Annotated in this window: 20 protein-coding genes; 14 read left to right on the forward strand and 6 right to left on the reverse strand. The window is 70.6% G+C overall.

The window, feature by feature from the left end; genetic code table 11:
* Positions 1-244: 244 nt before the first annotated feature.
* The 3 genes from BZB76_RS00900 to add form a co-directional block, all read right to left on the reverse strand.
* Entirely contained in the window at positions 245-1,426 is a 1,182-nt protein-coding gene (locus BZB76_RS00900) for a serine hydrolase domain-containing protein (RefSeq protein ID WP_121432381.1), read from the reverse strand.
* Positions 1,423-3,015, reverse strand: a complete 1,593-nt coding sequence (locus tag BZB76_RS00905) for an alpha/beta hydrolase (RefSeq protein WP_121433366.1) — start codon at positions 3,013-3,015, stop codon at positions 1,423-1,425. Before BZB76_RS00905 ends, BZB76_RS00900 begins: the two co-directional genes overlap by 4 nt.
* A gap of 518 nt (positions 3,016-3,533) precedes the next feature.
* On the reverse strand, positions 3,534-4,640 hold the full coding sequence (gene add, locus BZB76_RS00910; protein ID WP_121432382.1) for an adenosine deaminase: 1,107 nt from the start codon (positions 4,638-4,640) through the stop codon (positions 3,534-3,536).
* A gap of 135 nt (positions 4,641-4,775) precedes the next feature.
* Between add and BZB76_RS00915 the strand changes: the two genes are divergently transcribed.
* The 9 genes from BZB76_RS00915 to BZB76_RS00955 are packed head-to-tail and all read left to right on the forward strand — an operon-like array spanning position 4,776 to position 15,605.
* Positions 4,776-5,816 carry a BMP family lipoprotein gene (locus BZB76_RS00915; protein ID WP_121432383.1) on the forward strand — a complete coding sequence of 347 codons (1,041 nt, stop codon included), beginning with the start codon at positions 4,776-4,778 and terminating at the stop codon, positions 5,814-5,816.
* Complete coding sequence (locus tag BZB76_RS00920) at positions 5,813-7,363, forward strand: ABC transporter ATP-binding protein (RefSeq protein WP_121432384.1); 1,551 nt, start codon at positions 5,813-5,815, stop codon at positions 7,361-7,363. Before BZB76_RS00915 ends, BZB76_RS00920 begins: the two co-directional genes overlap by 4 nt.
* Positions 7,360-8,484, forward strand: coding sequence for an ABC transporter permease (locus tag BZB76_RS00925; RefSeq protein ID WP_121432385.1), 1,125 nt, complete (start codon positions 7,360-7,362; stop codon positions 8,482-8,484). Before BZB76_RS00920 ends, BZB76_RS00925 begins: the two co-directional genes overlap by 4 nt.
* Complete coding sequence (locus BZB76_RS00930) at positions 8,481-9,776, forward strand: ABC transporter permease (RefSeq protein ID WP_246006686.1); 1,296 nt, start codon at positions 8,481-8,483, stop codon at positions 9,774-9,776. The genes BZB76_RS00925 and BZB76_RS00930 overlap by 4 nt, the downstream gene beginning before the upstream one ends.
* Entirely contained in the window at positions 9,773-11,986 is a 2,214-nt protein-coding gene (locus tag BZB76_RS00935; protein WP_121432386.1) for a N,N-dimethylformamidase beta subunit family domain-containing protein, read from the forward strand. Before BZB76_RS00930 ends, BZB76_RS00935 begins: the two co-directional genes overlap by 4 nt.
* On the forward strand, positions 11,983-12,954 hold the full coding sequence (locus BZB76_RS00940; protein ID WP_121432387.1) for a nucleoside hydrolase: 972 nt from the start codon (positions 11,983-11,985) through the stop codon (positions 12,952-12,954). The genes BZB76_RS00935 and BZB76_RS00940 overlap by 4 nt, the downstream gene beginning before the upstream one ends.
* 46 nt (positions 12,955-13,000) lie before the next feature.
* Positions 13,001-13,885, forward strand: coding sequence for a sugar phosphate isomerase family (locus BZB76_RS00945; protein WP_121432388.1), 885 nt, complete (start codon positions 13,001-13,003; stop codon positions 13,883-13,885).
* The gene (locus BZB76_RS00950) at positions 13,882-14,856 is read left to right on the forward strand and encodes a PfkB family carbohydrate kinase (protein ID WP_121432389.1); all 975 of its coding nucleotides are present in this window, start codon (positions 13,882-13,884) and stop codon (positions 14,854-14,856) included. The genes BZB76_RS00945 and BZB76_RS00950 overlap by 4 nt, the downstream gene beginning before the upstream one ends.
* Entirely contained in the window at positions 14,847-15,605 is a 759-nt protein-coding gene (locus BZB76_RS00955; RefSeq protein WP_121432390.1) for a GntR family transcriptional regulator, read from the forward strand. The genes BZB76_RS00950 and BZB76_RS00955 overlap by 10 nt, the downstream gene beginning before the upstream one ends.
* Before the next feature lie 8 nt (positions 15,606-15,613).
* On the opposite strand, the gene BZB76_RS00960 is transcribed toward BZB76_RS00955, so the two are convergent.
* A complete protein-coding gene (locus tag BZB76_RS00960; protein WP_121432391.1) occupies positions 15,614-17,044 on the reverse strand; it encodes a gamma-aminobutyraldehyde dehydrogenase in 1,431 nt (476 codons plus the stop codon).
* Positions 17,045-17,220: 176 nt separating this feature from the next.
* Here BZB76_RS00960 and BZB76_RS00965 point away from each other — a divergent pair, with 176 nt between their 5' ends.
* Both BZB76_RS00965 and BZB76_RS00970 read left to right on the forward strand, forming a co-directional pair.
* Positions 17,221-17,685 (forward strand): Lrp/AsnC family transcriptional regulator, encoded by a 465-nt coding sequence (locus BZB76_RS00965; protein WP_121432392.1) that lies wholly within the window; start codon positions 17,221-17,223, stop codon positions 17,683-17,685.
* 83 nt (positions 17,686-17,768) lie between these two features.
* Complete coding sequence (locus BZB76_RS00970) at positions 17,769-19,163, forward strand: aspartate aminotransferase family protein (protein ID WP_121432393.1); 1,395 nt, start codon at positions 17,769-17,771, stop codon at positions 19,161-19,163.
* 52 nt (positions 19,164-19,215) lie between these two features.
* Here the strand turns inward: BZB76_RS00970 and BZB76_RS00975 are convergent, their stop codons facing one another.
* Positions 19,216-20,811: an amidohydrolase gene (locus BZB76_RS00975; protein ID WP_121432394.1), complete on the reverse strand. Its 1,596-nt coding sequence runs from the start codon at positions 20,809-20,811 to the stop codon at positions 19,216-19,218.
* A gap of 26 nt (positions 20,812-20,837) precedes the next feature.
* Positions 20,838-22,301 (reverse strand): APC family permease, encoded by a 1,464-nt coding sequence (locus BZB76_RS00980; protein WP_121432395.1) that lies wholly within the window; start codon positions 22,299-22,301, stop codon positions 20,838-20,840.
* Between the two features lie 120 nt (positions 22,302-22,421).
* On the opposite strand from BZB76_RS00980, the gene BZB76_RS00985 reads away from it, so the two are divergent.
* The 3 genes from BZB76_RS00985 (at position 22,422) to BZB76_RS00995 (ending at position 24,905) form a co-directional block, all read left to right on the forward strand.
* The gene (locus BZB76_RS00985; RefSeq protein WP_121432396.1) at positions 22,422-23,030 is read left to right on the forward strand and encodes a TetR/AcrR family transcriptional regulator; all 609 of its coding nucleotides are present in this window, start codon (positions 22,422-22,424) and stop codon (positions 23,028-23,030) included.
* Positions 23,031-23,042: 12 nt separating this feature from the next.
* Positions 23,043-24,065: an agmatinase gene (gene speB, locus BZB76_RS00990; RefSeq protein ID WP_121432397.1), complete on the forward strand. Its 1,023-nt coding sequence runs from the start codon at positions 23,043-23,045 to the stop codon at positions 24,063-24,065.
* 147 nt (positions 24,066-24,212) lie between these two features.
* Positions 24,213-24,905 (forward strand): ATP-binding protein, encoded by a 693-nt coding sequence (locus BZB76_RS00995; protein WP_147449260.1) that lies wholly within the window; start codon positions 24,213-24,215, stop codon positions 24,903-24,905.
* The last annotated feature ends 43 nt before the right edge of the window (positions 24,906-24,948 follow it).

Below are 24,948 nucleotides of genomic sequence, written 5' to 3' on the forward strand. Positions count from 1 at the left end.
CAGGGCGCGCCCGTTGAATCGTCTCCGGCGCCTGAAAAGAAGCTCCGTGCATTCTCAGTTGTCACGGTACATATGAGAACTGGTTGTGACTTCGGTCACCGCGTAGGAATGCGCCGCCCGGATTTCCTCCACTGTGTCGGAGACCACACCCGGCCCGGGACGCCGGGTCCGGCCTCCCCGGGCCGACACGAGGCGGCGGGCGCCACCACCGGCGGCGCCCGCCACGGACGGGGGTCCTGGACGGCTAGCCGGTGCCGCAGACCGCCTTGTCGACCAGGCGGAGTGACGCCTTGTCCTGGGCGTCCTGTGCGGGGTCGCCGGGGCGGAACGTGGACACGGCGACGCTCGCGGCGCGACGACCGTCGGCGCTCGCACCGGACTCGGAGATGACGCCGTAGGAGGTGCCGCCGTGGAACCAGACCCCGCCCGTGCAGTTTCGGACGGGTCGCCAGGCGAGGCCGAGGCCGTACCTGACGCCGTCCGCGGGGATCCAGTCGTCCACCGGGACGGTCTGCTTCATCTGCGCGAGTTGCGCCGGGCGTAGCAGCCGTCCGCCCAGCAGGGCGCGCAGGAACGTCGCGTGGTCGTGCGGGGTGCCGATGATCCCGCCCTCGGGACCGGCCCCGACGTTGATCGACGTGTCGGTGAGGTCCTTGCGCCCTGGGAACCGCGTGTAGGCGGTCGCGCTCGGCTGCGGGACGTACGCCGACGTGCCGGGCGTGATCGTGTGCCGCAGCCCGAGCGGCTCGATGATCCGCTCGTGGACCTGTTGCTCCCAGGATCGTCCGGTGACCTTCTCGATGATCAGTCCGGCCAGCACATAGTTGGTGTTGGAGTAGCCCCAGCGGGTCTCCTCGGCCGGGTTGGACGTGTTCGGCACCCACTGCGGTGGCCGCGTCATCGCCGTCGCCACCTTCTCCTGCGGGGTGGAGACGCGGAAACGGTTCTCCCTGTACTTCTCCGGCGTCCAGTCGCTGCCGTCGCCGAGTTCGACGGCCACATAGTCGTTCAGTCCGCTGGTGTGGCGGAGCAGGTTCTTGACGGTGATTTTCCGGCCGTCGTTCCCCTTGCCTCGGACGAGACCTGGCAGCCACTTCTCGACGGTGTCGGTCAACTGGAGCTTTCCCTCGCCGACCAGTTGGAGTGCGACCACCGACGTGTACGTCTTGGTGTCGCTGCCGATGCGGAAATAGGAGTTCCACGGTACGGGCCGGCCCGTCCGCAGGTCGGCGACACCGGCGCGGGCGGCGTGCCCGCCGGAGGACGTCCGCACCTCGGCGAGCACGCCCGTCGCGCCGGTCGCCCGGATCGCGTCGACGTCGCCCTGGAGTGAGTCGCGATGCGGTTGGGCGGCGGCGGTGGCCGATGGCAGCAGGGCCGCCAGTAGCGCGCACGCGGTCACCGCGGCGGCGGTACGCCTGGTCATTGGGTCCCCCGGGGCTGTGGGCAGTCGATGTCGGCGGCGGGCAGGGCGCCGGTGCGCAGGTAGGCGTTGACGGCGTCGTCCGCGCAGGGCACGGATGTCAGCCCGTCGATTCCGCGGGCGTACACGCCGTGCGAGCGGATGTCGGCCGAGATCAGGCGCGAGCCCTTGAGCTTGCGGTGCAGTGCGACGGCGCCCGGATAGGGGACGTTGTTGTCCCGCCTGGCCTGCAAGATGAGAACCGGAACCTTGTTGTCGATCGCGACGCCCGGCTCGCGCGGCGGGGTCTTCCAGAACGGGCACGGGAAAATGGCGTTGGCCACCGGCGCGAACACCGGCTGCGTGTGCCGGGCGCGCTGGATGTTCCGCCAGTACTGCTCGGGGTCGGACGGCCAGCCACCGGCGGGCCAACCGCCGTCCCCGCACAGGTACGCGTTTCCGCTGTTGAAGAGGTTGTCCAGTGCCGGGTTCGGCTCGCTGAACAGGTCGAGCCAGTTCTTCAGGCCTGGGTTGGCCTCGACCTGACGTCCCTCGGACGCGTCGACGAAGTTGCGCACGGACTTCGCGAGAAGCTCATTGTCCTCCTCGTTGCCGACGAACTGGCGCAGCAGGAGGCCGAGGATGCTGGCGTCCACGGAATGTCCGCTGAGCCGGATCGGGCCCCGGTCCACGCGGGCGGTCATCCGTTCCACGCTCTTCCTGACCTGGCGGGGTGTCGTCCCGAGGCGGTACTCGGCGGCGCGCCGGGACGTCCAGACGGCCCATTCGTCCAGGCCCCGCTCCTGCGCCGGGCCCGCGGCCTGGAAGTTCTCGTACTGCGTCTTCGCCGGGTCGGTGACGCTGTCGATCACGACGCGGTCGACGCGGTTCGGGAACATCTGCGTGTAGACCGCGCCCAGATCCCCGCCGTAGGAGATGCCGTAGTAGGACAGCTTGCGTTCACCGAGGACGGCGCGGATCAGGTCCATGTCGCGGGCGAGGTTACGGCTGGACGCGTGCGGCAGCAGCGCGGCGTTGTTCCCGTACTCGAAGCACCGCCGCGCGGTCTCCCGCGCGCCCCGGACGGACGCCTCGAACGCCTCGCGGCGCGAGTGGGTCGACCGCGCCTGCGGGGACGTGCCGCAGTAGATCGGGTTGCTGCGGCCGACGAAGCGCGGGTCGAAGCCGATCAGGTCGTACCGAGCGGCCACGTCCTTCATCGCGGGCCGCAGCGCGGCCGTGTACTCCAGGCCGGACCCGCCGGGCCCGCCCGGGTTGGACAGCAGGATGCCGCGCCGGTGCGCCCGGTCCTTCGCCTTGATCCGCGAGACGGCGATCTTGATCGTGGTGCCGTTCGGGGCGGCGTAGTCGAGCGGGACGGTCAGATCCGCGCACTGCGCGCCCGCCTCCCTCAGGTCGGCGGCGTCCTCCGGGCAGGCGCCCCAGTCGACGCGCTGGTCGACGAACCGCGCGAGGCCACCGGACGCCGACGCTTGGGACGGCGCGGTAGACGGCGCCGCCACGGCGGTGGTCGTCCAGCCGACGACCCCCGCGAGGCCGAACGCGGCGACCGCCAGGACGGCGCGCGGGACCGCGAAACGATGAATGATCATGCTTTCGATCTCATCGCGCGGCACCCGGGCGCGTCATTACGGCAGGCTCGCCAGAGGGCGGTAGTGACAGCCGTACCTACAGCACACGGGTGTGCCCCGCACGCCGGTCCGCGTCGAACGCCTCCAAGACCGTGTCGACGGCGGAGGCGGACTGCTGGGTGTCGTACATGCGCGCTCGGGCCAGGAAAAGGCGTCCCGGGGAAGGAGGTCTTTGCCGGAACCCGACCGGTGGCACTGCGGCACGGTGTGGTCGGCGCAGCCGTACCATTCCATCATCGCGTCGCGGTAGGGCATCTGCTTCTCGCGCCGCGTCGTGGGTTGCGCTCCGACGGCGGTCACCAGCTCGTTCAGCTGGGCGGCGGCCCCGGCCGCGTCGCCCGACCAGACGCCGGAGAGGCTCACCATCGGTGCCGAGCCGGGCATAAAGGACCGACGCCCCGCGAACGTTGGGCCTCCGGACGATCCCGGCGCCCACCCCGTGCTCACGGCGGTGGCCGTGGCCATGCCCTTCCGTGAATTTACGGCTGCGTGACGTCCTTTCCGTTGTTGAACTGGACGATCCGCGCGGTCAGTCGCCGACGTTCGTCGGAGGGGAGGAAGGCCGCCTCCGCGGCCCTTACATGAAAGGCGCGGATCTCGTCGGGCCCGGCGCCCAGCGCGGTGGCGAGCAGGGCCGTCTCCTGGCTCACGCTGGTCCGGCTCATGAGCCGGTTGTCGGTGTTGACCGTCGCGCGTATCCCGCAGCGCGCCATCCGGAGGATGGGATGTTCGCCGACGGACGCCGCCCCGCCCGTGTGCACGTTGGACGTCGGGCAGCACTCGACAGTGATGCCCCGGTCGCGCACGAGTTCCCCGACCGAACCGCTCGCCGGTGGGGCGTCTTCGGGCACTTCGCCGCCGAGTGAGACGCCGTGTCCGATGCGCCGGGCATGGAGCAGTTCGATCGCCTGCCGGATCGATACGGTGCCGTCCGCCTCGCCCGCGTGGATCGTCGCCGGCACCCCCGCCCGGTACGCGCGTTCGAACTGCTCCGCGTGCGCCGCGGCCGGATGGCCGAGCTCGGGCCCGACGAGGTCGACGCCGACGATCAGGCCCTGCTCCCACGCGGTGATGAAGGCGTCCATCGCCGAGTCGTCGATCGGCAGGTCCCGCTCGACGCACGCGATCAGGCGGACGTCGGTGTCGCCTCCGGCCGCCTTGACGCTGATCGCCCCCGCTCGCAGCCCCGCCGCGGCGGCCTTGAGGGTGCCGAGCATGGTCAGCCCGGCCGTCGTGTGGAGCTGCGGCGCGATGCGCAGTTCCGCGTAGGCCACGCCGTCGGCGGCCAGATCCTCCACGGCCTCGTGGGCGACGCGCTCCACCGCGGCGGCGGTCCGCATCAGCCCGTACGTGTAGCGGAACCCGCGGAGATAGGACGCCAGACTCCCGGAGTTCGCGTTGTCGGCGAACCACTCGGCGAGCAGCCGGGGGCCGCGCACCGGCAGGGCGACGCCGGCTTCGGCCGCGAGGTCGATGACCGTCGCGGGCCGCACGCCGCCGTCCAGATGGTCGTGCAGCAGCACCTTCGGCAGGGCCCGGATCCAGTCGGGCGGTACGGGGGATCGATCCGGCGTTTCTGTTCGCATGACCGGATCATCGCAGCTCAGATACTTAACAGACAAGTGCTTGCCACTTATCAGTCCTGTGGGTTACGGTGCACCGACCGGTCGCCCCCGAGCCGTCTCGGCCGTGGCCGACCCCGAAGAACCCAGGAGGTCCCCATGCGCAGATTTCGAGCGGCGGGAGCGGCGGTCGCCGCGGGCCTGCTCACGACGGCGTTGCTCGCCGGGTGCGGTGGTTCCGGCGGCGCGGCGTCCGCGAAGGGCGGCCGCGCGAACACGGCGGTGAAGCTCGGCGTCGTGTACGACATCGGCGGACGCGGCGACAAGTCGTTCAACGACGGCGTCGCGGCGGGCGTCGACGCGGTGAAGCGGGACCTCGGCATCACCGCGAAGGAGCTCAGCCCGAACTCGGGCGGAAGCGACCGTGAGGAGCTGCTCCGGCTGCTCGCCGACACCGGCTACAACCCGATCATCTGTGTCGGGTTCCTGTTCGAGGATCCGGTCCGCAAGCTCGCGGGCGCCTACCCGAAGACCCGGTTCGCCATCATCGACGACGACACGGTCAAGGCCCCGAACGTCACCGGCCTCGTCTTCTCCGAGGAGCAGGCCTCCTACCTGGTCGGCGCCGCCGCCGCGCTGAAGTCGAAGACCGGCCGCATCGGCCTGGTCGCCGGGGTGCAGACGCCGCCGCAGGAGAAGTTCGAGGCGGGCTACGCCGCCGGGGCGCGGAAGGTCAGGCCGAACATCAGGATCGACGTGAAATACCTGACCCAGCCGCCGGACTTCTCCGGTTTCTCGTCTCCGGACAAGGCGCGGGAGGCCGCCAAGGGCATGTACGACGGCGGCGCGGACATCGTCTACCACGCCAGCGGCGCATCGGGGAGCGGCGTCTTCCAGGCGGCGGTCGCCGCGGGCAAATGGGCCATCGGCGTCGACGGCGACCAGTACCGGACCGTCGAACCCGCGGCGCGACCCCACGTGCTGACCAGCGCGACGAAGAACCTGGACGTCGCCGTCTCGTCGTTCGTGAAGAACTTCGCGGACGGACGGCCGCAGTCCGGCAGCGTCCGGTTCGGGCTGGCCCAGGGCGGCGTCGGCTACACGACCAGCGGCGGGTTCGTCACGGACATCGCGCCCCGGCTGGAGGCGCTGAAGAAGCAGATCATCGCCGGGCAGATCACCGTGCCCACCAAGCCATGACGGGCGACGCGACCCCGGTGCTGGAGGCCGTGCGCATCAGCAAGCGCTACCCGGGTGTGCTGGCCAACGACGATGTGTCCCTGGCGGTCCGGCCGGGGGAGATCCACGCGATCGTCGGGGAGAACGGTGCCGGCAAGTCCACGCTGATGAAGATCCTCTACGGGGAGGACCGGCCCGACCAGGGGACGCTGCGGGTGGCCGGGCGGGAGGCCCGTTTCGCCACGCCCCGCGCCGCGATCGCGGCCGGCATCGGGCTGGTCCACCAGCACTTCATGCTGGCCGACAACCTGCCGGTCTGGGAGAACGTCGTCATCGGCGCCGAGACCCGGCGCCGGGGGCTGCTGGACGGGCCGTCCGCGCGGACCCGGATCGCGGAGATCGGCGGCTCGTACGGCCTTTCCGTCGACCCGGACCGCACCGTGGGCGACCTGTCGGTCGGCGAGCGGCAGCGCGTGGAGATCATCAAGGTGCTGTACCGGGACGCCCGGGTGATCATCCTGGACGAGCCGACCGCCGTGCTCGTTCCGGCGGAGGTCGACCGACTGCTCGACAGCCTGCGCAGCCTCCGCACGCGGGGCATCTCCGTGCTGTTCATCTCCCACAAGCTGGACGAGGTGCTGGCCGCCGCCGACCGGATCACCGTCATGCGCGCCGGACGCGTCGCCGGCACCGTCGACCGCGCGGACGCCACCAAGGACGGCCTCGCCGAGATGATGGTCGGTGGGCGGCTGCCGGACGTCCCGTCCCGGGCCGCCGCACCGCGCGATGAGGTCGTGCTGAGCCTGCGCGGGGTCGCCGCCGCCGTCCCCGACCGGCCGCCGATCGAGGACGTGTCACTGACGGTGCACGCGGGCGAGATCGTGGGTCTTGCCGGTATCGAGGGCAACGGGCAGAACGAGGTGCTCGACGCCGTCCTCGGCCTCCTGCCGGTCCGGGCGGGCACGATCGATCTCGGCGACCGTGAACTGACGCCGCTCGGCGCCGCCGAGCGGCGCCGGCTCGGCCTGGCGTCGATCGCGGCGGACCGGCACCGGCACGGCATGCTCCTGCGCGCGGCGCTGTGGGAGAACCTGTTGCTCGGCAACGAGCGGCTGCGCGGGAGCCTGCGTCCCTGGCGCATCGACCGGCGGGCGGTGAAGAACGCCACCACCGAGGTGATCCGCGAGTACGGGGTCAAGGCGCCAGGCGCGGGCACACCCGCGTACGCCCTCTCAGGGGGAAACCAGCAGAAGTTCGTGTTCGGGCGCGAGATGTCCACGCGCCCGAAGGTTCTGCTGGCCGCCCACCCCACCCGCGGCGTCGACGTCGGCGCCCAGGCACAGCTGTGGCGGCACCTTCGCGAAGCGCGGGACAACGGGCTGGCCGTCCTGTTGGTCTCGGCCGACCTGGACGAGCTCATCGCGCTCTCCGACACCGTCTACGTGGCGTTCTCCGGTCGCGTCACCGGCCCGATCCCGGCGGGTCATCTCACCCCGCGCCGCCTGGGCGCGCTGATGACCGGCCGCGACGACGCGGATCCGGGACGCGTGGAAGGGGCCGGGCGATGAGGGCCTTGGCGCAGCGCGCGGCGCTCGGAGCCGCCGCGCCGGTGTCGGCGGCGCTGCTGGCGGTTCTCGTCGCGGCGTTCGTTCTCGCCGCGTCGGGACACTCGCCCTGGCACACGTTCACGGTCATGGCCGACTACGCGCGGACCCCCGAGTCGATCGTCTCCGCCGTCAACCGGGCGGTCCCGTACTTCCTCGCCGGGCTCGCCGTCGCCGTCGGCTTTCGCATGAAGCTCTTCAACATCGGCGTCGAGGGCCAGTACCGCCTCGGCGCGCTGTCCGGCGCGGCGGTGGGCGCCGTGATCCACCTTCCGGGCCCGCTGCACGTCGCCGTCATCGTGGCGACGGCCGTCGCGGCCGGTGCCGCGTGGGCCGGCCTGGCCGCGTGGCTCAAGGTCACCCGGGGCGTCAACGAGGTCATCTCGACGCTGATGCTGAACTACATCGCGACGGCCCTCGCCGCGTATCTGCTCGCCGAGCACCTCGCGGCGGCGGGTACCGGCACCGCGACGCGGACGCTGCCCGAGAGCGGCCGGATGCCGTCCCTGAACCCGGTCCTCGCGGCGTTCGGGCTGCGCCTGGCCCCGACCGTCGCGCTGTGGGGGTTCCTCGCCGTCGCGGTCGCCATCGGGATCGGCGTGCACTACCTGCTGACGCGGACCTGGTACGGGTACCAGGTCCGGGCGTCCGGCCTGAACGCGGACGCGGCGACCGCGAACGGCATCGACCCGCGCCGCATGACCGTCCTCACCCTGCTGCTGTCCGGCGGTCTGGCCGGTCTCGCCGGCCTGCCGTTCCTGCTCGGCCAATCCCACAACTACGGGCTCGACTTCCCGGCCGGCATCGGGTTCACCGGGATCGCCGTCGCCCTGCTCGGACGCAACCAACCCGCCGGCATCGCGGCGGCGGCGCTGCTCTTCGGCTTCCTGGAACGCAGCGCGCAGATCCTCGACCTGGAAGGCATCCCCAAGGAGATCGTCACCATCATGCAGGGAGTCATCGTGCTGTCCGTGGTGATCGCCTACGAGCTGGTCAAACGGTTCACGGCGCGGCAGACCGCGCGGGCGGTCCGTGTCCGGCGCGAGGCCCCCGCGCGCCGGACCGAGCGGGAGGTCGCGCTGTGACGGCCATCGTCCGCGGGACGGACCTTCTTCACCGGCGCGCCGCCGCACTCGGCCGTCTCGTCCCGCGCCCGCGCGTGTTCGCCGCGATGGCCGTCGGGCTGCTCATCGCCGCCACCGCCCACCGGTTCGCGGGCGTTCCGGCGCTGACCGGATCGGGCCTCATCGGGGCGGCGCTGCGGCTGGCCGTCCCGATCGGGCTCGCCGCCCTCGGCGCGCTGTGGAGCGAACGCGCCGGCGTCACCAACCTCGGCCTGGAAGGCATGATGATCCTCGGCACGTGGAGCGCCGCGTGGGTCGGTGCCACTCACGGCGTGTGGCCGGCCGTCCTCGCCGGAGCCGTCGGCGGAGCCCTCGGCGGACTCCTGCACGCCGTCGCCACGGTGACCTTCGGCGTCGACCAGGTGATCTCCGGTGTCGCCATCAACCTGCTGACACCCGGTCTCGTCCGCTACCTCTCCACGATCAACTGGGAGGGGCTGCCCCAGGCCGGAGCGACACAGTCGCCGCCGATCCGCGGAACGATCGGCACGTTCACGGTTCCCGTACTGGCGGGCGGGCACATCGGCGACCGGCGCAGTCCCGACCTGCTCGGCGCGGTCGAGCGCCGCGACTGGTTCGTCCTGTCCGACGCGGCCGGACTGCTGCGCGGCCTGCTCGCCGAGATCTCCTGGTTCACCCTGCTGGCCGCCGTCCTGTTCGTGCTGAGCTGGTTGATCCTCTGGCGGACGCCGTTCGGGCTGCGGCTGCGGTTCATCGGCGAGAACCCCGGCGCGGCCGACAGCCTCGGCGTCGCCGTCTACCGCACCAAGTACGTCGCCGTCGTCGTCTCCGGCGCGCTGGCGGGACTCGGCGGCGCCTTCCTGGTGACGGTCGCCAGCGGCCTGTACCGGGAGGGGCAGACCGCCGGACGGGGCTACATCGGCCTGGCCGCCATGATCTTCGGCAACTGGCGGCCCGGGGGCACCGCGGCCGGGTCGCTGCTGTTCGGGTACTCCGACGCGCTGCAACTGCGCCAGTCGGGGGCCGTCCGCGGGCTCGTCCTCTGCGCCGGTCTCGCCTTCCTCGTCATCGGCGTCGTCCTGCTGCGTCGGCGGCGCCGGGCCTCGGTGGTCTCGCTCCTCGCGGGCGCCGCCGCGATCGGGTGGTTCGGTCTCGTCCACCACGTGCCGCCGCAGCTGGTGTACGCGACGCCGTACGCGGTCACCCTCGTCGTCCTGGTGGTCTCCGCACGCCGGCTCAGGATGCCCGCCGCGGACGGCGTCCCCTACCGCCGGGGAGTGATCGACGTATGACGACCGAAATCGGAGGACGGGTGGCGGGCTACCTGTCGACGTGGACGGTCCGACCTGGAGAACCGGTCGGCGTGCACGCGGCCCTGCCGGTCGATCGGCTTCCCGCCGAACGCACCACCCTGCCCGTCACGGTGGAGGTGATCGCGCTGGACGAGCCGGACAGACCTCGCGTCCAGGCCGACGTGCGTCCGCGTGCCCGGACGGTCACCGAGGCCGTGCCGCCCGCCGGCTCGTACCTGCGGACCGGCACGTGGAAGCAGACCGGCGAAAGCGTCTGCCTCATGATGTGGCTGCGGACGGAGAACACCGTGCCCGGCCGCAGGCAGACCCTCGCCGAACTCGTCCGCCACGACGACCCGATGCTCGTTCGGACCCGCTGGTCTGTGGACGCCGCGGGGGACATCGTCATCGACCACGCCGGACGCCGTACCGAGACCGGGATCCGGCTCGATCCAGGCACCTGGTACCTGATGAGTTTCATCCGGACCGCCCGCGGCGCCGAGCTACTGCGGACGGACGGCACCGGTCTCACCCTGCGGGCACACGCGGACGACCCCGACACGGGGCGGGGCGGAAGCGCGTCCGGAACTCGGTGGCATGCCACCATCGGCGCCCGAACGACGAGCGACATCCCCTCCGACACTCTCAACGCGCGGATAGAGGACCTGGTGATCCTCGGCCGGGAACTCCGGCGGGAGGAGGCCGAAGGGTGCGCCCGTGGCGAGCCGGGTCCCGGCCTCGGCCACCGGTACGCCGCCGATCCGTCGCTCGTCGCCGGATGGGACTTCGCCGCCACCGCGTTCGCCGCAACGACCGCGGCGCTCCGGCTGTCGATCGTCAACCGTCCGACCGACGGCCTCCGAGGGCACGGCGGACGAGCCGGGGCCGCGATCCACCTGAGCTCCGACGACCTCGACGACGCCCGCTGGCCGCTGATCGCGGAGGTCCGCGTGAGCGCACGGCGGCGCAGCGGAGTTCTCGGCGTCCGCGTCACCACGGCGAACGGTCGGGTCGACCTGCCGTTGATCGTCGGCCCGGCCAGGGACCGGCGGCGGGCGTCCGGCACCGGTCCCGGCGAGCGGGAGCCTCGGGCGCTCCTGCTCCTCCCCACCTTCACCTACCTCGCCTACGCCAACCACCGTCAGCGCTCCGAGCAGGTGTTCTTCGGCGACTACCGCGCCGTCAGCGACCGGCCGATCGTCCTGGACGAGGTCAACGCCCACCTCAACGACGCCGAGCGGCTGGGCGTCTCGCTCTACGACCGCCGCGCCGACGGAACACCGGCCGTCTACAGTTCGCGGCTCAGGCCGGTCCTCTCCATCGATCCGGACTACCGCTGGTGGCTGACCGGAACGTACCGGCACTACCCGGCGGACCTGAGGTTCCTGCGCTGGCTGCGGCGCACCGGCCACCCGATCGACGTCACCTCCGACGAGCAGCTGCACGACGAGGGGCCCGGGCTGCTGTCGCGCTACCGCGTCCTCATCACCGGCAGCCATCCCGAGTACATCAGCGAGGAGATCCACGACGCGGTCACCACGTTCACCCGGACCGGTGGTCGCCTGATGTACCTCGGCGGCAACGGCTTCTACTGGGTCGTGGCGCGGTCGGCGGACGCTCCGCATCGCATCGAGGTACGGCGCCGCGGCGACGGCGGCTGGTGGACCGTCCCGGAGGACGAGGCCACCATGACGACGAACGGACGGCCCGGCGGCCTCTGGTCCCTGCGCGGAAGGCCGCCACAGGATCTTCTCGGCGTCGCGTACGCGGCCCAGGGTTGGCCGCGTGCGAGCGGGTACCGGCGGCTGCCCGACGCCGACCATCCGGACCACGCCTTCGTCTTCGCCGGAGTCCCCGACCAGGTCTTCGGCGAGTTCGGCCATGCGCTGGACGGCGCGGCCGGCGACGAGATCGACAGTTTCCGTCCCGACCCGCGGCATCCCGACACGGCGCGCCTCGCCACCTCGGCGGGCCGCCACCCGCCGCTGTTCCTGGAGGCCGCCGAATCGGAGGAGGCGGGCGCGCGCGACGCGGTCCGCGCCGACATGGTCCTGCGCCGCCTGCCCGGTGGCGGCGCGGTCTTCTCCGTCGGGTCCGTCACCTGGACCGCCAGCGTGACATGGAACCACGGTGACAACACCGTGGCCATGATCACCAGAAACGTGCTGGACCGCTTCCTTCGCCCCTCGACCACCGAAGGACGACCGTGACCCTCGTCTATCTCGATCACGACGGCGGGCTCGACGACCTCGCCGCGCTGTGCCTTCTGCTGAGCTACGACCACGTGAACCTCATCGGCGTCGCGGTCACGCCCGCGGACTGCCTGCTCGAACCCGCGCTGTCCGTCACCGCGAAGATGTCGCGGCTCGCCGGCCGGAACGACCTTCGTCCCGCCCCCGGGATCATCGAGGGGAGGAACCCCTTCCCCATGGCGTGGCGGGTCGACTGCCTTCGCGTCGACCAACTGCCGATCCTCAACACCCGGCCCGCCCCCGCGCGGGGCGGGCGCCCCTCCCTCCCGGCGCACAAGGATCTGGTCCGGAAGGTGCTGGCCGCGTCCGAGCCGGTGACCGTCGTCTGCACCGGCCCGCTGACCAACCTCGCCCGCGGCCTGGACGAGCACCCGGAGATCGAGGGCGGCATCCGCGAAGTCGTGATCATGGGGGGTGCGATCGACGTCGACGGGAACGTCGACCGGCCCGGGTACGACGGCAGCGCGGAATGGAACCTGTTCTGGGATCCCGAAGCGGCCGGCCGGGTGTGGCGTAGCGGCCTGCCGCTGACGCTCTACCCGCTGGACGCCACCGACCACGTGCCGGTCACGAGCGAACTCGTCGCCGACCTGACCCGCGCGGCCGGGTCGTCCGGCGCCGCGACGCTCGTGGCCACCCTGTGGGCGATGACGTTCGGCACATGGGAGTGCACGGGCCTGCCGTACTGCTGCTGGGACACGCTGACCGCCTCGCATCTCGGCGGCGCGGAGATCTGCCGCTTCGAGACGATCACGACCTCGATCGTCACCGGCGGCCCGAGCCAGGGACGGGTCGTGCGAGGCGACGGCCGTCCCGTCAAGGTCGCCGTCACCGCCGACTCCGAAGCCTTCGCGCGGCATGTGATCGCCACCCTGGCGAACGCGGGCGAACGTCCCCCTCCGATTCGGGACGACCCGACCCCCTGAACCACCGAACCCGACCCATTTGTCCCGACACACGACAGGACCACCGATGCGGCCCCTCGCACGATTCGCCCACGACCTCACCCCCGAGCAGCTCACCATGCCCGTCGACAAGTTGGTCAAGGAGTCGCGCCACAAGGTGCGCGTGCTGCCGGACCTCGACGGTCTCTACTCCTGGCTGGCCCGTCTCATGGCCGACGAGATCAAGGCCAACAACGAGGCGGGCCGGCCCACCCGATGGATCCTCCCCGTCGGGCCGAAGAACCAGTACCCGCTGCTGGCACGGATCTGCAACGAGGAGCGGATCGGCTGGCGGGACGTCCAGGCCTTCCACATGGACGAGTTCCTCGACTGGCAGGGACGGCAGGTGGGCCCCGACCACCCGTTCAGTTTCCGCGGGTTCTGCGACCGCAACCTGTACGGCCTTCTGGACCCCGAACTTCGCCCGGCTCCGGAGAACGTCGTCTACCCGGACGTCCATGACCCCGACGCGTTCACGAGCCGGTTGCGGGACGCCGGGGGCGCCGACACCTGCTTCGCCGGATTCGGGTACCGGGGGCACCTCGCCTTCAACGAACCGCCCACCACCCGTTGGCACCGCTACTCGGTCGAGGAGTTCAGGGAGTCCAGGACGCGGGTCGTGCCGCTGCTGGAGGACACGATCGTCGCGCACTCGCACCGCACCACCGGCGGCTACACCCAGACCATCCCGCGCATGGCCATCACCATCGGCATGAGTGAGATCCTGTCGGCCCGGAAGCTGCACCTGATCACCGATGGCGGCGCGTGGAAGCAGTTCATCGTCCGTGTTCTCCTGCTCACCGCCGAACCCGACGTCATGTACCCGGTGACGCTCGCCCACGACCACCCGGACATGGAGGTCACCGTCGACGCGGCCTCCATCGCGCCGCTCCGGTTGGGCATCAACGCATGACCGTCCACGTCCTCGGCGCCTATATCCGCGACAGCTTCATGTACTGCCGCGCCCTTCCCCGTGACGGCGAGAGCGTGGCGGCGCACACGCTCGCCGACAGCGACGGAGGGAAGGGCGCGAACCAGGCGGTCGCGGCCGCGCGGCTGGGGGTACGCGTCCACTTCATCGGCTCGGTCGGGGACGACGCGATCGGTGACCATGCGCGGGAACTCCTCCGTCGGGAAGGCGTCGGCGTCACGGGAGTCGTCCGCGTCCCCGACACGACCACCGGGCGCAGCTTCATCCTCGTCGCCGACGACGCGAACCAGGTCGTCGCCACATGGCCCGGGGCCGCGGACGCGCTCGGCCCGCCCGACACCGACCGTTCGCTCGCCCGCCTGGTCCACGGGGACGTGCTCAGCGTCCAGGGAGAGATCCCTCTCGCGGTCAGCCTGCACGCCGCTCGCGCCGCCGCGGCGGCGCGAGCGGCCGTCGTCTGCAACGCGAGCCCGGTCGAACAGTTCCTCGACCACCCTGACCCGTGGGACGACATCGACGTTCTCATCGTCAACGATGTCGAAGGACACGACCTGCTCGGCACGGGCGCGCACCGTCCGGCGCCGCCCCCGGCGGAGGCGCTCGGCGCCCGGCTCGGCGTTCCCACCGTCGTCGTCACCCACGGCGCGAACGGCGCGACCCTCTTCGACGGACGGACGTCGACGCACCTGCCGGCCCCGGAGGTCGACGCGGTCGATCCGACAGGTGCCGGGGACGCATTCGCGGGGGCGTTCGCGGCCGAACTCTCCAAAGGCGAGTCCCTGTATCATTCCTGCCAGACCGCGATCGCCGTCGCGTCCTACTCCGTGACCGGAAGATTCTGCGTCCCGTCCTATCCGACCCGGAAGGACATCGAAGCAATCGAGAGCGAATTAGCCGTTCTTTCCGCGCGCCCGCCGAATTCCTCAATGAAACGACCTATGTCATGCCCGTGAAACGCCGTTCGTCCACCCCGTCCGAGCCGAAGGACGGCCGGTCACTGCCGCACGCGCTGCGCGACGAGCTCGAACGCATGATCCGCGAGACCGGTCTCCAGCCGGGCGACCGGCTTCCCAGCGAGAACGAGCTCATCGCCCGGCACAAGGTCGGGCGGACGACCGTGCGCGAAGCGTTCCGGCTCCTCGAACAGGAAGGCCTCGTCCAGTCGCAGCAGGGCCTCGGCCGTTTCGTGCGCACCCGGCCGGCGCTACAGCGCCCGCTCACCCGGCTCGAAGGTGTCACGGACATGCTCGCCAGCCGCGGCTTCGAGGTCACGAACTCCGTTCTGTCGGTCACGCTCGACGAGCCCTCACCCACCGAACGCGCGGCGCTCCGGCTGCCCGCGAACCGGTCCGTGATCAGGCTCGAACGGCTGCGGCGACACGAGGACGACGCGGTCGTCTACAGCGTCGACGTCTTCGAGCGCGCGATCTTCGAGCAGCCGATCTCGGAGATCGACTGGACCGGGTCCCTGTTCACGCTCTTCGAGCAGGCCGGTCATCGGGTCTCGGCGGCGATCGCGACGGTCTCCGCGGTGCACCTCGACGCGTCGTTGACAGAACGACTCGGAATGCCATCGGACATCGCCTGGCTCCTTCTCAGCCAGGAACACACCGACGATGAGGGAAGGCCGATTCTGCTGTCCCAGGATTACCACCGTGGCACCGATTTCTCTTTCCAGGTTCAGCGCCAACGCCAGGACTGAGCACTCGTTCAGGGGGTGGCGAGGGAACTCATCACGTGCTTGATGCGGGTGTAGTCCTCGAAGCCGTACATGGACAGGTCCTTGCCGTGCCCGGAGTGCTTGAAGCCGCCGTGCGGCATCTCGGCGACCAGGGGGATGTGCGTGTTGATCCACACGCAGCCGAAGTCGAGCTTGGCCGCCATCCGCATCGCCGTCGCGTGGTCGCGGGTCCATACCGAGGACGCCAGGCCGTGTTCGACGCCGTTGGCGAACCGGACGGCCTCGTCCTCGTCGGTGAAGCGCTGGACGGTGATGACCGGTCCGAAGATCTCGGTCTGGCTGGCCTCGTCCTGCTGGCACAGCCCGGACACGACGGTGGGCGCGTAGAAGTAGCCGCGGTTGCCGACGCGCGTCCCGCCGTGGTGGACGGTCGCGTGCCCGGGTAGCCGGTCGACCATTCCGGCCACCCGGTCCAGCTGGTCGGCGTTGTTCAGCGGGCCGTAGGTGGCGTCCGGGGCCGACGGGCCGCCGGTGCGGGTCATGGCCGCCTGCTCGGTCAGCGCCGCGACGAGGTCGTCGTGGGCGTCGGCGGCGACCAGCACCCGGCTGGCGGCGGTGCAGTCCTGGCCCGCGTTGAAGTACGCGGCGCCCGCGATGCCCGCGGCCGTCGCGCCGATGTCGGCGTCGCCGAACACGACGACCGGCGCCTTGCCGCCGAGTTCCAGGTGCGTGCGCTTCAGTCCGGGCGCGGCGGTGGCGGCGACGTCCGCGCCCGCCCGGATGGAACCGGTGATCGACACCAGATCGGGCCTCGGGTGCGCGACCATGCCGCGGCCGGTGCTCCGGTCGCCGCAGAGCACGTTCAGCACCCCGGGCGGCAGGAACTCCGCGCAGATCTCGGCCAGGAGCGCGGTGGACGCCGGGGTGGTGTCGGACGGCTTGAGCACGACCGTGTTACCGGCGGCCAGCGCGGGCGCGATCTTCCACACGGCCATCATCAGCGGGTAGTTCCACGGGGTGATCTGGGCGCAGACCCCGACCGGTTCGCGGCGCACGAAGGAGGTGTGCCCCGCCATGTACTCGCCGGCGGCGCGGCCTTCGAGGATGCGCGCCGCGCCGGCGAAGAACCGCAGCTGGTCGGCGCACAGCGGGATCTCCTCGGCGGCGGTGAGGGCCCGGGGCTTGCCGGTGTCGGCGCACTCGACGTCGGTCAGTTCGTCCTGCCGCGCGTCGACGGCGTCGGCGATCCTGAGCAGGGCGCGCTGCCGTTCGGCGGGCGACGTCCAGCGCCAGATCTCGAACGCCTCGGCCGCGGCGCTCATCGCGGCGTCGATGTCGGCGTCCCCGGACAGCGGCGAGGTCGCGTAGACCTCCTCGGTCACCGGGTCGACGATGTCGAGCGTGCGTCCGTCGGCGGCGGCCTGTCGCTTGCCGTCCACGAAGTTGGTGAAGGTCGTCACCGGCCTGTCCTCCCTGGTCCGCGGCGGGCCCAAAGGTCGCCAAAGCTTGCGTTTTCCGTCGTCAGCTAGCCATCAAGCTACTAGATTCATCATGAGACGTGTCAATAGCAACTAATATCGAAGCATAGATGCCTTCGCGCTCTTCCGCGGTGACCGCGTCCTGGGATGATGCGGTCATGAGCAGGAAGTCCATGCCGGAGCTCGACGACGTCTCCTGGCAGATCATCGAGCAGTTGCAGGAGGACGGCCGCCGGTCCTACGGGACGATCGCCAAGGTGGTCGGGCTCTCGGAGGCGGCGGTCCGCCAGCGGGTGCAGCGGATGACGGAGGCGGGCGTGATGAAGATCGTCGCCGTGGCCGATCCGATCCGGGTGGGCGGACGCCGGCAGGCCATGGTCGGCGTGAAGGTGCAGGGCACGCTGGAACCGGTCGCCTCGGCCCTGTCGGAGATGCCCGAGACGATCTACGTGGTGCTCTGCGCGGGCACCTACGACATCCTCTGCGAGGTCGTGTGCGAGGACGACGCGCACCTGGCCGAGGTGCTGGCGACCCGCATCAGGTCGATCCCCGGGGTGGCGAGCACGGAGACCTTCGTCTACCTGGAGCTGCGCAAGGAGAGCTATCAGTGGCGGGCGCAGTGATCGACTACTAATTTAGTTGTACAGAGACAAGATCTCCACTAATTTACTTGCGTTTCTGGCGTTTGACATGCGATAACGTAAGTATGTCTACGAACGTGTCCTCGGTCGCCGGTGCGCCGGCTCGGCACTCCGCCGTCCCGTCGATCGACCATCTGTGGTTGCACTTCACCCGTCACTCCGCCGCGGACGACGCCGACGTCCCGGTGATCGTGCGAGGCGAGGGCGTTCATCTCTGGGACGCCCGAGGCAAGCGCTATATCGACGGCCTGGCCGGTCTGTTCGCCGTCCAGGTCGGTCATGGCAGGGAGGAACTGGCCGAGGCCGCCGCCGAGCAGACGCGGCGGCTGGCCTACTTCCCGCTCTGGTCCCACGCCCATCCGAGCGCGATCGAACTGGCCGACCGGCTCGCCGCCGCCGCGCCCGGTGATCTGAACCGGGTCTTCTTCACCGTCAGCGGCGGGGAGTCGGTGGAGACCGCGTGGAAGCTCGCCAAGCAGTACTTCAAGCTGGTCGGCAAACCGTACAAGCACAAGGTGATCAGTCGTTCGCTCGCCTACCACGGCACCTCGCAGGGCGCGCTGTCGATCACCGGCATCCCCGGCGCCAAACAGGACTTCGAGCCGCTGGTACCGAGCACGATCCGGGTGCCGAACACCAACTTCTACCGGGCGCCCGAACACGGCGATGACCTCGCGGCGTTCGGCCGGTGGGCCGCCGACCAGATCGAGCGGGCCATCGAGTTCGAGGGCCCCGACACCGTCGCCGCGGTCTTCCTGGAGCCCGTGCAGAACACCGGTGGCTGTTTCCCACCGCCGCCCGGCTACCTGGAGCGTGTCCGCGAGATCTGCGACCGGCATGACGTGCTGCTGGTGTCCGACGAGGTCATCTGCGCGTTCGGCCGGCTCGGACACGCCTTCGGCTCCGCACGGTACGGCTACCGGCCCGACATGATCACCACGGCCAAGGGCCTGACCTCCGGTTACGCCCCGCTCGGCGCCGTCCTGATCGACGAGCGGCTGATGGAGCCGTTCCGCCGGGACGGCGCGACCTTCATGCACGGATCGACCTATGGCGGGCATCCGGTCTCCTGTGCCGTGGCGTTGGCCAACCTCGACGTCCTCGAACGGGAGGACCTGTACGGGCATGTCCGCGAGACGGAGTCGGCGTTCCGCGCGACCTTGGAGAGGCTTCGCGACCTGCCGATCGTCGGCGACATCCGTGGTGAGGGCTTCTTCTACGGCATCGAGCTCGTAAAGGACCGTTCCACTCGCGAGACGTTCACCGAGCAGGAGTCGAAGCGGATTCTGCGCGACCACGTGTCCGCCCGGCTGTTCGAGGGCGGGCTCTACTGCCGTGCCGACGACCGCGCGGAACCGGTCGTCCAGCTCGCGCCGCCGCTGATCTGCGGCCGGCAGGAGTTCGACGAGATGGAACAGATCCTGCGGGACGCCCTCACGAGCGCCACACGGCTGCTCTAGACCCGGCAAGGCGAGAACCCCGCCCGGAGAGCCGGGCGGGGTTCGCCGCTTTCTAGTGGTCGTTGATGTAGGTGAGACGGCCGTCCACCAGGGTGAACCGGATGGGCGCCTCGGCCAGCTCGTCCGCGGTGGCCCGCAGCGGATGGACGGTGAAGGCCGTGAGATCGGCCCGGGCCCCGGGAACGATCCGTCCCGACCTGGACGGATCACCCGTGGCCAGCGCCGCATGAGTGGTCATCCCCTCAAGCGCCATCCGGGGCGTCAGAGCCTGCGCCGGATTGAGCGGCGCGGCTCCCCAACCTGGGACGGTACGGGCGCGGGCGGCGACCAGCGTCTCCCGCGCGTCGTAGTGGGCGACCGGCCAGTCCGAACCGAGCACCAGCGCCGCGCCCGCGTCCCGCAGGTCACGACATCGCCAGGCGCGTCCCGCCCGTTCCGGACCGAGCCGGTGCGACCAGGTGTCGCTCTGGTCGGCGCGGGCGTACGCGAGATGCCCCGGCTGCATGGACGCCACCACCCCGAGCGCCGCGAAGCGGTCGATCTGGGCCTGGCTGACCGTCTCGATGTGCTCGATCCGATGCCGGACGGTCGTCCTTTCCGCGGTTTCCAGGGAATCCAGCACGTGTTTCACGGCCGCGTCGCCGATCGCGTGGGTGATGGTCGGGATTCCCTCGGCGGCCAGCGTGTTCACGACCCGTGTGTACTCGGCCGGGTCACGCCAGAACGAGTCGGTGCTCTCGCCGTGGCAGTCGGGTTCCTCCAGCCAGGCCGTGCCGCCCTCGATCGTCCCGTCGACGAAGAGCTTGACGCCCCCCACCGACCAGCGGCGGCCGCGCTCGTCCTGGAGCGCCCGGACGACGTCGAGATCGTCGCCGGGCATGCACCAGGGGGCGAACCGCAGCCGCAGGGGCAGGTCCTCGTCCTTCTCGATCTCGGCCATGAGGGCGAGGGCGTCGGGTGTCCCGTCCATGACATGCCCGCCGGTGAGGCCGGTGGCGGCCATCGACGAGAGCAGGTCGAGCAGGTATCGACGGCGCACGTCCCGATCGATCGGGGGGATGAGATCGTGCACCAGGTCCATGGCGGCGTGCTCCAGCAGATGCCCGGTGGGCCTGCCGTCGGCGTCGCAGACGATCTCGGCGCGCTGCTGGAACTCGCGGGGGCCGGTGATTCCCGCGATGTCCAGGGCGGCCGAGTTGACCAGGGCGGAGTGCGCGTCGAAAAGGCGAAGAAAGGTCGGCACCTCGCGGACGACGTCGTCGATGAGGTCCCGGCCGACGCGCCGTCCCGCGAAGATGTTGAAGTCGAGGGAGTGCCCCTCCAGCCATTCGCCCCGGCCGACGCGCCGAGCGGCCGACGCGAGCGTGTCGCGCAGCTCGTCAAGGGTCCGGCAGCCGGACAGGTCGATCGCGCCCGCCGCGTCGGCGCCGTACACGGGGTGCATGTGGCCGTCGACGAGCCCCGGGGTCAGGGTGCCGCCGTCCAGGTCGAGCAGGGTGGTGCGGGGTCCGCGCCAGTCGAGGGCGCCCGCGTCGTCGCCCACCCAGACGATGGTCCCGTCCTTGATCGCGACCGCGGTGGCGACCGGATCGGCGGGGTCGAGGGTCAACACCGTTCCGCCGACCAGCAAGGTCTCGGCGTTGGTCATGAAGGTCCTTTCTCAGCGGGGACGTCTCAGGGGGCCGGCTCGGACAGCGTGTCGACCGGGTCGGGGTCGTCCTGGCCGAACCGCTCGTAGTCCTCGGGACGCTTGCGGCGCAGCCAGGCCGCCAGCCCGAGCCCGATGGCGACGACGACCGGGACGACGCCGACGATCAGCACGTTCACCCGGGTGGACGCGCCCGTGAGCAGCGCGGTCTTGTCGATCGCCAGGTAGAGCGCGGCCGTCATCAGCACGGCCGCCAGGATCGGGGTCCACAGCGTCACCAGCGGGTTCTCCCGGTGGGTGATGCGGCGGAAGAACATCGGGACCGCGAGCGCCACCAGCACCTGGAGCAGGATGAGCCCGTACAGCCCCGGCGTGTTGACCCAGATCAGCAGTTGCCGGGTCGGGTCGGCGTCGGTGAACGCGAACGCGCCGACCACGATCACGCTGAGCCCGGTCTGGAGGATTCCGGCCCGGTACGGCGAGCGGGTGCGGGCGTGCGTCACGCCGAGCCACTTGGGCAGCAGCCCGTCCTGGGAGATGGCGAGGGCGTACCGGTTGATCGCGTTGTGGAACGCCACCAGCGACGCGATGAGGCTGGTCACCACCAGCACGTGCATCACGTCGGAGGCCCAGTCCCCGACGTAGATCTCGGCCGCGGAGAAGAACAGCCCCTCGGGGTTGCCGAGCACGGCGTCGATCACCCCGGTCGCCCCGTACGCCTGGACGATCATCCAGACGATGAAGCCGTAGAAGATGCCGAGGAAGGCGACCGCGGCGAACGTCGCCCGGGGGATCGTCCTGCGGGGGTCGCGGGCCTCCATCCGGTAGAGCACGGTCGACTCGAAGCCGATGAACGCGGCGAACGCGAACGTCAGCGAGGCGCTGGTCTGCGAACTCAGCACGTGCGACGGCTCGAAGGGATCGAGGCCGAGGCCGTGCGGTCCGCCGTCGAGGACGACGGCCACGGCCAGCACGACCAGGATGAGCGTCTCGGCGGCCAGCAGGATCGCCAGCAGCCTGGCGCCGAACTCGACGCTGCGGAATCCGGCGTACCAGACGACCGCGATACCGATCATCGCGTAGACGGGCCAGGGCAGGATGACGCCGGTCAGCGACTCGACGGTGCTCTTCGCGGACGCGCCGAGCAGCCCGTACATGCCGATCTGCAGCGAGTTGTAGGACATCAGGGCGAGCACGGCCGCCGCCACACCCGCCGGACGTCCGAGCCCGCGCGTGACATAGGTGTAGAACGCGCCGGCCCCACTGACGTATCGCGACATCGTGGTGAAGCCGACCGCGAAGATCGCCAGCACGACCCCCGCCATGGGATACGCGGCCGCGGCCCCGATCCCCCCGGCCAGGATGGCGAGCGGCGCCACCCCGGCCATGATCATCAGCGGCGCGGCGGCCGACACCACGTAGTACGTGATGGCGCCGGTGCCGAGCACACCGCGCTTCAGCTCTGTCTGTGGTCCTGCCGCAGTGGCCATGGACCCCACCTCCGTGTTGCATGTAACCTAAATCTATTAGGTTTAGGTTTCTGCCATGCTAGGGCCGATGAGCCAGGTCACACCAGACGGTTCACATCACGGATCGATGAAGGAGGTCAGATGGCCCGCCCCCGCAAGCCGTTGCTCGACCATGACCGGATCGCCACCGCGACGCTGGAACTGGTCGACGAGGAGGGCAACTTCACCATGCCCGGACTGGCCCGCCGGCTCGGCGTCCAGACACCGTCGCTCTACCACCATGTGGACGGACGGGCCGGCGTCATCGAACTGCTGCGCGGCAAGATCGACGAACAGATCGACAACACGCTGCTGGACCTGACCCCCTGGGACCGGGCCCTGGACGCCTACGCCCGCGCCCACCGGGCCGCCTTCGCCGCCCACCCGCACGTTATCCCGCTCCTGGCCACCAGCACCGTGCACGCGCCCCGTGTCGTCGCGGTCTACGACAAGATCGCCGAGCTGCTGAGCCAGGCCGGGGTGCCCCCGGAGCAGATCATGCCGTCCTTCACCGCGCTGGAGAACTTCCTGCTCGGCTCCGCGCTGGACCTGGCCGCGCCGGAGGTCATGTGGGAGGTCCCGCCGGACGTCCAGGCACCGCACCTGTCCCAGGCCCTGACCGCCCAGGCCGCCTCGGCGACCCGTTCCGACCAGGCGTTCGAGTTCGGTCTCGCCGCCATGCTCGACGCCCTGCGACACATGAACGACTAAGGAGAGTTCGCGATGACCCGCTACGGCGCACAGTTCGGTCCCGACATCACCTTCCTCGGCGTCGACCCGTGCGACTGGTCCGAACCCGGTACCTACGCCGACGCCGACGTGGTGATCCTCGGCGCGCCGTTCGACGGCGGCACGTCCCACCGCGCCGGGACGCGCTTCGGCCCCCAGTACATCCGCCAGGCCTGCTACCTGGCCCATGACGGGTCACGGCCGTCGCTCGCCATGCGCGTCGACGGGCTGAAGGACCTGCGGGTCTACGACGCCGGTGACGTGGAGATGTTCTCCGGCGACGCCGACACCGCCGTCCAGAGACTGCGGCACGCCGTGTACACCATCACGGCCAACGGGGCGCTGCCCCTGGTGATCGGCGGGGACCACACCATCGCCTGGCCGGACGCGTCCGGCGTCGCCGAACATGTCGGCCGCGGCCGGGTCTCCATGATCCACTTCGATGCGCACGCCGACACCGGCGACATCGAGTTCGGCTCCCTGATCGGCCACGGCCAGCCCATGCGCCGACTCCTCGAGTCTGGAGCGGTCCGCGGTGACCGATTCCTCCAAATCGGACTGCGGGGCTACTGGCCGGGGCCCGAGACGCTGGAATGGATGGCGGCGCAGGAGATGCGGTCGTACGAGATGACCGAGATCGTGCACCGCGGCCTGGACGACTGCCTCACCGAGGCGTTCGCCATCGCCACCGACGACTGTGACGGCGTCTTCCTCTCCGTCGACATCGACGTGTGCGACCCGGGCCACGCCCCCGGGACCGGCACCCCCGAACCCGGTGGTCTGACCGCGCGGCAGCTTCTCGACTCGATCCGCCGCGTCTGCTACGAACTGCCGGTCGTCGGCATCGACCTGGTCGAGGTGTCACCGCCCTACGACCAGTCCGACATCACCAGCATGCTCGCCAACCGCGCCATTCTCGAAGCCCTCTCGGCCCTGGCCCGCCGCGCACGGGACCAGGCCACGAAGACCACCTGGGACCCGTACCAGCCACTGCTGGCCGACCGCGACACAGCCTGACCCGTTCGGTTACCGGCCGAACTCGTCCGAAACCATAATTCGGATACAGGAGGCCACCCCATGAACGACCTGGCGACCACACGCACGAAAACAATCCCGGTAGCAAAGCCGTCAAATAGAGCATTGGACGTCGAACAGGAGCGGCCGATGCCGATCGACGGACCCGACACCATACGTGACGGCGGAGCGCAGGTCTTCCGGCTCCCCACGGACTCCCGCTGCGCATACCAGGCACGCGCGCATCTCACCGAGACCATGCGCGCCCTCGACTTCGACCCGGACGTGATCCGGGACGCCAAGCTCGCGGTCTCGGAGCTGGCGACGAACTCCCACATCCACGCGGAGGGCACCACCGAACCGCCCGAACTCTGGATCTGGGCCCGCACCTGCCCGTCCCCGGAGCTGGTGGTCTCCGTCTTCGACACCCGTTGGGAGACCCTGCCGTCCGCCTGTTCCAGTGACACGCTGGACGAACACGGCAAGGGCCTGTCGATCGTCGCCGCCCTGAGCGTCGACACCGGCACCGACATCACCCGTTCCCGGCTGACCAGGGCAAGGGGCAAACGCGTCTGGTTCACCATCGCCCTGCCTCTCCCCTGGCCGACCGAGACCCGCGTGATCTCGCCGTCCCAGGCGGCGAGAGGTCTCTACGAGGCCCTGACGCAACGCGGCGTCCCGGCCACCCGCCAAGGCGACCTGGTCACCGCCGCGCCTCTGAACATCTGGGTGGAACCCAAGACGTTCACCTGGCACACCGGCGGCACCGACACCCACCAACCGCTACAAGATCTCCAAGAGACCGCCGAACAGATCACCACCCACCTCGAATCCGTCACCTGACCCGCGCCGTCCCCGGCGCGAGGTGATCGCACCCGCTTGCAAT

The sequence above is a fragment of the Actinomadura pelletieri DSM 43383 genome (assembly GCF_003634705.1).
Classification (GTDB): domain Bacteria; phylum Actinomycetota; class Actinomycetes; order Streptosporangiales; family Streptosporangiaceae; genus Spirillospora; species Spirillospora pelletieri.

Bases quoted from the DNA above. Each gene is read 5' to 3' on its own strand.
- BZB76_RS00915 (WP_121432383.1), top strand. From the start codon at position 4,776: ATGCGCAGATTTCGAGCGGCGGGAGCGGCGGTCGCCGCGGGCCTGCTC.
- BZB76_RS00905 (WP_121433366.1), bottom strand. From the start codon at position 3,015: ATGATCATTCATCGTTTCGCGGTCCCGCGCGCCGTCCTGGCGGTCGCC.
- BZB76_RS00950 (WP_121432389.1), top strand. From the start codon at position 13,882: ATGACCGTCCACGTCCTCGGCGCCTATATCCGCGACAGCTTCATGTAC.
- add (WP_121432382.1), bottom strand. From the start codon at position 4,640: ATGCGAACAGAAACGCCGGATCGATCCCCCGTACCGCCCGACTGGATC.
- BZB76_RS00955 (WP_121432390.1), top strand. From the start codon at position 14,847: ATGCCCGTGAAACGCCGTTCGTCCACCCCGTCCGAGCCGAAGGACGGC.
- BZB76_RS00935 (WP_121432386.1), top strand. From the start codon at position 9,773: ATGACGACCGAAATCGGAGGACGGGTGGCGGGCTACCTGTCGACGTGG.
- BZB76_RS00985 (WP_121432396.1), top strand. From the start codon at position 22,422: ATGGCCCGCCCCCGCAAGCCGTTGCTCGACCATGACCGGATCGCCACC.
- BZB76_RS00995 (WP_147449260.1), top strand. From the start codon at position 24,213: ATGCCGATCGACGGACCCGACACCATACGTGACGGCGGAGCGCAGGTC.
- BZB76_RS00900 (WP_121432381.1), bottom strand. From the start codon at position 1,426: ATGACCAGGCGTACCGCCGCCGCGGTGACCGCGTGCGCGCTACTGGCG.
- speB (WP_121432397.1), top strand. From the start codon at position 23,043: ATGACCCGCTACGGCGCACAGTTCGGTCCCGACATCACCTTCCTCGGC.
- BZB76_RS00920 (WP_121432384.1), top strand. From the start codon at position 5,813: ATGACGGGCGACGCGACCCCGGTGCTGGAGGCCGTGCGCATCAGCAAG.
- BZB76_RS00945 (WP_121432388.1), top strand. From the start codon at position 13,001: ATGCGGCCCCTCGCACGATTCGCCCACGACCTCACCCCCGAGCAGCTC.
- BZB76_RS00975 (WP_121432394.1), bottom strand. From the start codon at position 20,811: ATGACCAACGCCGAGACCTTGCTGGTCGGCGGAACGGTGTTGACCCTC.
- BZB76_RS00925 (WP_121432385.1), top strand. From the start codon at position 7,360: ATGAGGGCCTTGGCGCAGCGCGCGGCGCTCGGAGCCGCCGCGCCGGTG.
- BZB76_RS00965 (WP_121432392.1), top strand. From the start codon at position 17,221: ATGAGCAGGAAGTCCATGCCGGAGCTCGACGACGTCTCCTGGCAGATC.
- BZB76_RS00980 (WP_121432395.1), bottom strand. From the start codon at position 22,301: ATGGCCACTGCGGCAGGACCACAGACAGAGCTGAAGCGCGGTGTGCTC.
- BZB76_RS00970 (WP_121432393.1), top strand. From the start codon at position 17,769: ATGTCTACGAACGTGTCCTCGGTCGCCGGTGCGCCGGCTCGGCACTCC.